At 43.5% G+C, this 315-nt stretch carries 1 protein-coding gene; it reads left to right on the top strand.

All coding sequences use genetic code 11. The features are described 5' to 3' along the window. Positions 1-47: 47 nt before the first annotated feature. Positions 48-315: hypothetical protein (locus A3763_RS06055; RefSeq protein WP_197482803.1), on the top strand; the 268-nt coding region annotated here is incomplete at its 3' end.

Here is a 315-nt window from a genome sequence, read left to right as displayed (position 1 = left end):
GCTATTTCAACGTCTCAAAGAATACCCCTAAAAGCGAGTCAGCAATCTTGTATACATACAGTGAAGGACAAAGGGCTGGAACAATTTATACAGTGTTACTTAAGTCAATTAATGGCGAAAAACTTTCTGGAAAGTCTAAACGATGGTTATATGTCAAACCCGGAGAGTATGAAATTGAGGTAACCAGTCACAAGTACAATGAAGGTGCATATATCGCAGGAGCTATTGCAGGAGGTGTTGCTGGCGGAGCCATGGGGGCAAGCGTTGATACTGGTGCCATTGTAGCAAGCTCTGAAGCATACGCAGAAATGGAGC

The organism is Oleiphilus sp. HI0128, from assembly GCF_001635365.1.
Note: the sequence above shows the minus strand (reverse complement) of the source record. Positions and strands in the feature narration are given on the sequence as shown.